Genomic DNA, 6,509 nt, shown 5'->3' on the forward strand with positions numbered 1-6,509 from the left:
GACGTAGAAGGCAGTCCAGTTCGAGTGGGAGGCAGGGATCATGGGGATCGGGCAATTGCTGGGATTCGCCGGCGCGACGGTAGTGCTGGTCGGAATGCCAGGACCGAACAACCTCTACATCTCGCTCCGCAGCCTGACCCAAGGCCGCCGGGCCGGCGTGGTGTCCGCACTCGCGATCGAGACCGGCACGCTGGTCTACATCGTGGTTGCGGCTCTCGGCCTGGCGACCCTCGTGAAGGCGTCGCCGACGCTGTTCACCGCGATCACTCTGACCGGTGCGCTCTACCTCGCCTTCCTCGGCGTGAAGATGCTGAAGGCTCCGACGAGCGACCCGCACGGCGGCGTTCCGCCCGCACCGCTCGGCCGGATCTTCCGCGACGGCATCGTGGTGAACCTGCTGAACCCGAAGGCCGCGCTGTTCTTCCTCGCCTTCCTCCCGCAGTTCACGACGCGCGACGCCGGACCCGATCAGCTCCGCACCGAGATGCTGCTGCTCGGCGTCGGCGCGATGCTGATCGGTCTGTCCCTGGACCTGTGTTACGCCGTCGGCGCTGACGCGATCGGCCGCCGGGTCCGCTCAGCCCGGACGACGAGTGCGTGGGGCAACCGGCTCGTCGCCGCGGTCTACCTCGTCCTGGCGACAGCCGCAGTACTCACCATCTGATCAGTGCTGGAGATCCTTCGGGGCTTCCAGCACTGTCAGCTTCCCGGCCTCCAGACGCACCGACAGGACCCCGCTGCCGAGTCGCAGACCGCTGACCTCCAGGCGCTCCCACGGCAGATCCTCGGCGGGGTTCACGACCAGCCGGCCACCGGGAACGTCGGGCTCGATCCCGAGCGCGGCCACCACCACCGCGATCGCCGAGGCAGCCGCCCAGGCCTGTGGCCGACAGGACGCCGGGTACGGCGTGGGCGTCCGCTCCGCCGTCCTCCCCCGCCCGCCGAACAGCTCCGGCAGCCGGTACCCGAACGCCTCCGCGGCACGGATCAGTCCGTCCACGTACGACGAAGCCAGCGCCGCGTGACCTGTGGCGTACAGGCCCTGGACCGTCATCGCGGTGTCGTGCGGCCAGACACTGCCGGTGTGGTAGCCCAGCGGATTGAACCGGGTCATTGCCGTGGACAACGTTCGCAGACCGAAGCCACTGTCCAGATCGTCGCCGGCCAGGACCTCGGCGACCGTCTGCTCCTCGTCGGCGTCCAGTAGTCCCGTCCCGAGCAAATGACCCATGTTCGACGCCCGGCCCGCCACTGCGTTCTTGGCACCGTCGAGTGCGATGGCCGGATAGCCGTCGACCCAGAACGCGCTGCGGAACCGTTCCTGCATCGCGGTCGCCCACAGCCGCCACTCGTCGCCGGACTCACCGTGCGCCTCCAGCAATTCGGCGCCCTGGACAGCCGCCGCGTAGGCGTAGCCCTGCACCTCGCACAGCGCGATCGGTGCCGTGGCGAGCGTGCCGTCCGGCCATTGGACTGCGTCGCCCGAGTCCTTCCAGCCCTGGTTGGCCAGTCCGTGTCCCGACTCGTCGATGTACTCGAGGAAGCCGTCGCCGTCGGGGTCGGCGTACTCCTTGATCCAGGTCAGGGCGCGGACGAGGTTCGGCAGCAGCTCCCGCACCTCGTCGGCGGGCATGCCCCAGCGCCACGCCTTGTGCAGCGTCGTGATCCACAGCTGCGTCGCGTCGTGCGTTCCGTAGTACACGGGCGGCAGGACCAGACCGCCACCGTGGTCGGCATCTTCGACCCTGAGCTCGTGCGGGATCTTGCCCGGTTGCTCTGCCGTGTCCGGGTCGACCTTGGTGCCCTGCTTGGCCGCAAGCGCACGCAGCGTGCCGGCGGCGAGCTCGGGATCGACCGGGATCAGCATGCCGGACGCGATCAGCGAGTCACGGCCGAAGAGCGTCAGGAACCACGGCGGTCCGGCGCCGAGATAGCGGTCGTCGCCGGCTGCGAGCTGCAGCGCCCGCACATCCTCGAGCGACCGCTCCACCCAGCGCTCGACCCTCTTGTCATCGCAGTTGACGTCGAGCCCGTACTCGGGCGTCGCCGGCGGCGGGTCGATGCTGAACCCGGTGGTCGACGGCGGGAACTCGGCGGTCACGCGAACCGTGAGGGTGAACTCCTCCCCCGGTTCGAGCCGCGGCGTCGCCCTGACGCCGGGGTCGAGGCTCGCGCTCACCCGGGTGCCCGCGCTCTCCCAGTGCAGGACGGTCTCTGAGACGCGCTCGGGCGTCAGGTCGGGCAGCTCGTCCGCTGTACCGTTGCGGACCGCCGCCATCGGGGCCAGATCGGTGCCCAGGGCAACATCTAGCCGGCACTCGATCGCCGCGCGCGACCGGTTCACCAGCGTGATCCGCTCGGTCATGCCGTAGCGGTCGACGTCGCGGGTCCGGTACAGCATCACGGTCGGGTCGTGCCGGGTGTCTCCGACGCCCTCGACCTGGGCGACGTACTGGTGGGATGCCGCACCTCGTTCATCGGCGTGCACCGGGAGCGGCTCGCGGCCGTTGATCGTGACGACCGACCGGGACAGGATCCGGCGGTCCTGGGCGTACACGCCCTCTACACCGTTGCTCCCGGTCAACTGACCGGAACGCGGCGAGAGGACCACCCACGGAGCAGCGAGCGCAGTGACCAGTTCGTGCAGCTGGGACATACCTCCACCCTAAGGGCCCGGTTTTGCGGCACAGTTGCCCCCGTGGACACTCTTGGCACGTTCTTGATCGGGCTGGTGATCTTCGTCGGCATTCTGGGGATCGTGATCCCGGTGCTGCCAGGCGCCATCCTCAGCCTGGCGGCGATCCTGGTCTGGGCACTCGTGGAGAAGGGCCCGACGGCCTGGATCGTGCTGTCCGCCGCGGTCGTCCTGATCGGGGCCAGCCAGGTGGTCAAGTACGTCGTACCGGAGCGGCACCTACGTGAGTCCGGCGTTCCCAGGCGGTCGATCATCGTCGGCGTCCTGCTCGGCATCGTCGGCTTCTTCCTGATCCCCGTGGTCGGCATGTTCGTCGGCTTCCCCCTCGGTGTCTATCTGTCCGAGTGGCAGCGGTTGAAGGCGCACGCGAACGCCTGGACGTCGACCAAGCACGCGCTCCGGGCCACCGGGTTGTCGATCCTGATCGAGCTCATCGGTACGTCGCTCGCCGCCGCCGTCTGGCTCGCCGCGGTGCTGTTCCTGGTCTGATTGCCAGGGTTTTCCAAGGTCCACCGGAGCGTCGTCTCAGTTCCGTGCGGCAGTGTGGCGAGTACCAGTGCCGGTGATTCGGCCGGCACGCAGTACGGAAGGCAGTAGACGCATGGCGACGTTGCAGAAGCTCTCGGACAAGCGCTGGCGGATCGCCGGCACAGTCGCCGCCGTCGCGGCGACCACGACCGCAGGTGGCGTTGCCTGGGCAGCGACCAACGCCGACCCGACGCCGTCCCCCTCGCCCTCCGCCTCCCCCTCGGCCCCGTCGAACCAGCCTGGCCCGGGCAAGGGGCTCGGCCACCGCGGCGAGTTCGGAATGGGCGGCGCGCTGCACGGCGAGTTCGTGGTGCCGAAGGACGGTGGCGGCTACCAGACCGTGGCGACCCAGCGTGGTGAGGTGACCGCGGTCAGCAAGGACTCGATCACGGTGAAGAGCGAAGACGGTTACAGCCGGACCTACACCCTGACCGAGGACACCCTCGTGAACGCCGCCCGGGACGGCATCGACGATGTGAAGGTCGGCAACACCGTCCAGGTGACCGCAGTGGTCGCGGACGGCAAGGCCACCGCGAGCTCGGTCAACGACGGCACTGTCCGGCAGGCGGCCGGCGACAAGTGGGGCTTCAAGCGCGGGCCCCGCTGACCAGCGACTCACAGCTGATTGCCAGGAATCTTCCAGGGTTCCCACGGGTGCCGGCGGCAGACTGGGGACATGAGTCCGCATCTGCTGGTGGTCGACGACGAGCCGAACATCGTCGAGCTGCTGTCCGCGAGCCTGCGTTTCGCCGGGTACGACGTGACCACGGCGACCCATGGCGCCGAGGCGCTGCGCAAGGCGCGCGAGGTGGAGCCCGACCTGGTCGTGCTCGACGTGATGATGCCCGGACTGGACGGCTTCGAGGTGGTCCGCCGGCTGCGCGGTGAGGACCGGCACGTGCCGGTGCTCTTCCTCACCGCGCGCGACGCGGTCGAGGACAAGGTGCTCGGCCTGCACACCGGCGGCGACGACTACGTGACCAAGCCGTTCAGCCTGGACGAGCTCGTCGCCCGGGTCCGGGCACTGCTGCGCCGATCCGGCCACCGCGAGCAGGCCACACCGGATGCCGCCGTACTGAAGTATGCGGACCTCGAGCTCAACGAGGACAGCTACGAGGTCTTCAAAGCCGGTGAGGCGGTCCAGCTGTCGCTGACCGAGTTCAAGCTCCTGCGCTGCCTGCTGGAGAACGCCGAACGGGTGATGTCGAAGGGCCAGATCCTGTCCGCGGTCTGGAACTACGACTTCGCCGGCGACGCGGGCGTGGTCGAGTCGTACATGTCGTACCTGCGCCGTAAGGTCGACACCGGCGACCAGAAGCTGCTCCACACCGTCCGCGGGGTCGGCTATGTCCTGCGCACCCCACGAGGCCCCAACTGATGCAGCTGAACCACCGGCGCTTCACCGACCGGTACCCGCTCCGCGTCACCATCGTCGTCGTCCTGCTGACGTTGGTGGCGCTCGCACTTGTCGCCTCCGGTGTATTGGCGACCACGATCATGCGCGGGTACCTGGTCGACCGGGTCGACGAGCAACTGCAGCAGGCCTCGATGCCCCTGCAGCGCAACCCGTTGGACCGGCCGATGGGGCCCGGCGACGGCCGGCGACGGCCACTGCCGAGTGTGTTCGTGGTGCAGTTCAGCGACTCCGAGGGCCAGGCCAGCGGTGGACCGTTCCGCGCCCAGTTGGTCGAGGGCGAGGCGCCGCTGCCGGACCTGCCCACGCTCAACCTCAACCAGGTCCGGGCGCTCGACGGGCACCCGTTCAACGTTGACGCGGTGTCGGGCGGTGCATCCTGGCGCGTGCTCGCCGTACCGCTGTCCGACGGCAGCGGATCAGTCATGGTCGCGCAGAGCCTGCACGACATGAGTCGCACGTTGCAACGGCTGGTCGGTGTCCAGGCCGCGGCCGGCGTCATCCTGCTCGTGCTGCTGGCCGGCGTCGGGACTTTCGTCGTACGGCGAAGTCTGCGTGGACTGGAGGACGTCGAGCACACCGCTGTCGCGATCGCCGGCGGTGATCTGAGCCGGCGCGTACCGCAACGGGATCCACGGACCGAGGTCGGGCGGCTGTCGCTCGCGCTGAACCAGATGCTCGGACAGATCGAGACCGCCTTCGCGCAACGCACCGCGTCGGAGTTCGCCGCTCGCCGATCCGAGGACGTGGCCCGGAGATCGGAGGAGGCGGCGAGGCAGTCGGAGGAGCGGATGCGGCGGTTCGTCGCGGACGCGTCGCACGAGCTGCGTACGCCGTTGACGTCCATCCGGGGCTTTGCCGAACTGACCCGCCAGCGCGGGGACAGCGGCGACGCCGACACGATGCGCCGGATCGAGGACGAGGCGAAGCGGATGGGCCTGCTCGTCGACGATCTGCTGCTGCTGGCCCGCCTCGACCAGCAGCGACCGTTGCGGATGGAGCCGGTCGATCTGCTGCCGATCGCCGCCGACGCGCTGCACAACGCGCAGGCGGTGCAGCCCGAGCGGAACATCTCGCTGAAGATCCTGCCGGACTCGGAAGCGCCCGTGGTCGAAGGCGACGAGACCCGGCTCCGTCAGGTGCTCGGCAACCTGATCAGCAACGCGCTCCACCACACGCCGACGGACGCACCGATCCTGGTCGCGGTCGGGACGCGCGACGGCGAGGCCGTGCTCGAGGTGAGCGACTCAGGTCCCGGGCTGACCGACGACCAGAAGGCGCGCGTCTTCGAACGCTTCTACCGCGCCGACTCGGCCCGGACCCGCTCGACCGGCGGCTCCGGCCTCGGCCTGTCCATCGTGGCTGCCTTGGTCGCCGCCCACCACGGCCGAGTCACCGTCAGCGACACCACCCCCCACGGCGCCACCTTCACCGTCCACCTGCCCCTCAACCCCTAACCCCACCCGCGGTCGGGGTCGGGGTCGGGTTCGCGCGACCGCGGACACCTTGTGGTGACCGCGGACACGCTATTTCATGTCCGCGCTCCCCAGATCCTGTCCGCGGTCCCCAGATCCTGTCCGCGGCCCAGATCCTGTCCGCGGCCCAGATCCTGTCCGCTCCCCAGATCCTGTCCGCGGCCCCAGGCCCGCCCACGCCGGGCGCGCCCACCCGGGCGTCGCCGTTCCAGCCCGGCGTCCGTTCCAGCCCCGGCGTCCCGTTCCATTCCCGGCGTCCCCGTCTGATGGGCTGACCCATCGGCGGGTGGGTTGGCGAGCGGTGTGCGCCTGGCCCCCCGACCAACTCCCCGTAGCCTCCCCAGACTCTTGGCCGGGAAGGACCCGCGGCCCGCCGCTGGTCCCCAGCCACCAACGC

General features: G+C 69.7%; 6 protein-coding genes. 5 read left to right on the forward strand and 1 reads right to left on the reverse strand.

The window, feature by feature from the left end; translation table 11 throughout:
* Positions 1-40 precede the first annotated feature (40 nt).
* Positions 41-664: a LysE family translocator gene (locus tag AB0I34_RS24795; protein WP_360448965.1), complete on the forward strand. Its 624-nt coding sequence runs from the start codon at positions 41-43 to the stop codon at positions 662-664.
* Here the strand turns inward: AB0I34_RS24795 and AB0I34_RS24800 are convergent, their stop codons facing one another.
* Entirely contained in the window at positions 665-2,656 is a 1,992-nt protein-coding gene (locus AB0I34_RS24800; protein ID WP_360448968.1) for a glycogen debranching N-terminal domain-containing protein, read from the reverse strand.
* Positions 2,657-2,698: 42 nt separating this feature from the next.
* On the opposite strand from AB0I34_RS24800, the gene AB0I34_RS24805 reads away from it, so the two are divergent.
* From AB0I34_RS24805 to AB0I34_RS24820, 4 genes are all read left to right on the forward strand, one after another.
* The gene (locus AB0I34_RS24805) at positions 2,699-3,184 is read left to right on the forward strand and encodes a DUF456 domain-containing protein (protein ID WP_360448970.1); all 486 of its coding nucleotides are present in this window, start codon (positions 2,699-2,701) and stop codon (positions 3,182-3,184) included.
* A 112-nt stretch (positions 3,185-3,296) separates the two neighbouring features.
* On the forward strand, positions 3,297-3,830 hold the full coding sequence (locus AB0I34_RS24810; protein WP_360448973.1) for a hypothetical protein: 534 nt from the start codon (positions 3,297-3,299) through the stop codon (positions 3,828-3,830).
* A gap of 69 nt (positions 3,831-3,899) precedes the next feature.
* Positions 3,900-4,601 (forward strand): response regulator transcription factor, encoded by a 702-nt coding sequence (locus AB0I34_RS24815; protein WP_360448976.1) that lies wholly within the window; start codon positions 3,900-3,902, stop codon positions 4,599-4,601.
* Positions 4,601-6,094 carry a HAMP domain-containing sensor histidine kinase gene (locus tag AB0I34_RS24820; protein ID WP_360448978.1) on the forward strand — a complete coding sequence of 498 codons (1,494 nt, stop codon included), beginning with the start codon at positions 4,601-4,603 and terminating at the stop codon, positions 6,092-6,094. The genes AB0I34_RS24815 and AB0I34_RS24820 overlap by 1 nt, the downstream gene beginning before the upstream one ends.
* Positions 6,095-6,509: the final 415 nt, after the last annotated feature.

This window comes from Kribbella sp. NPDC050281 (genome assembly GCF_040655855.1).
In the GTDB taxonomy this organism is placed as follows: Bacteria; Actinomycetota; Actinomycetes; order Propionibacteriales; family Kribbellaceae; genus Kribbella.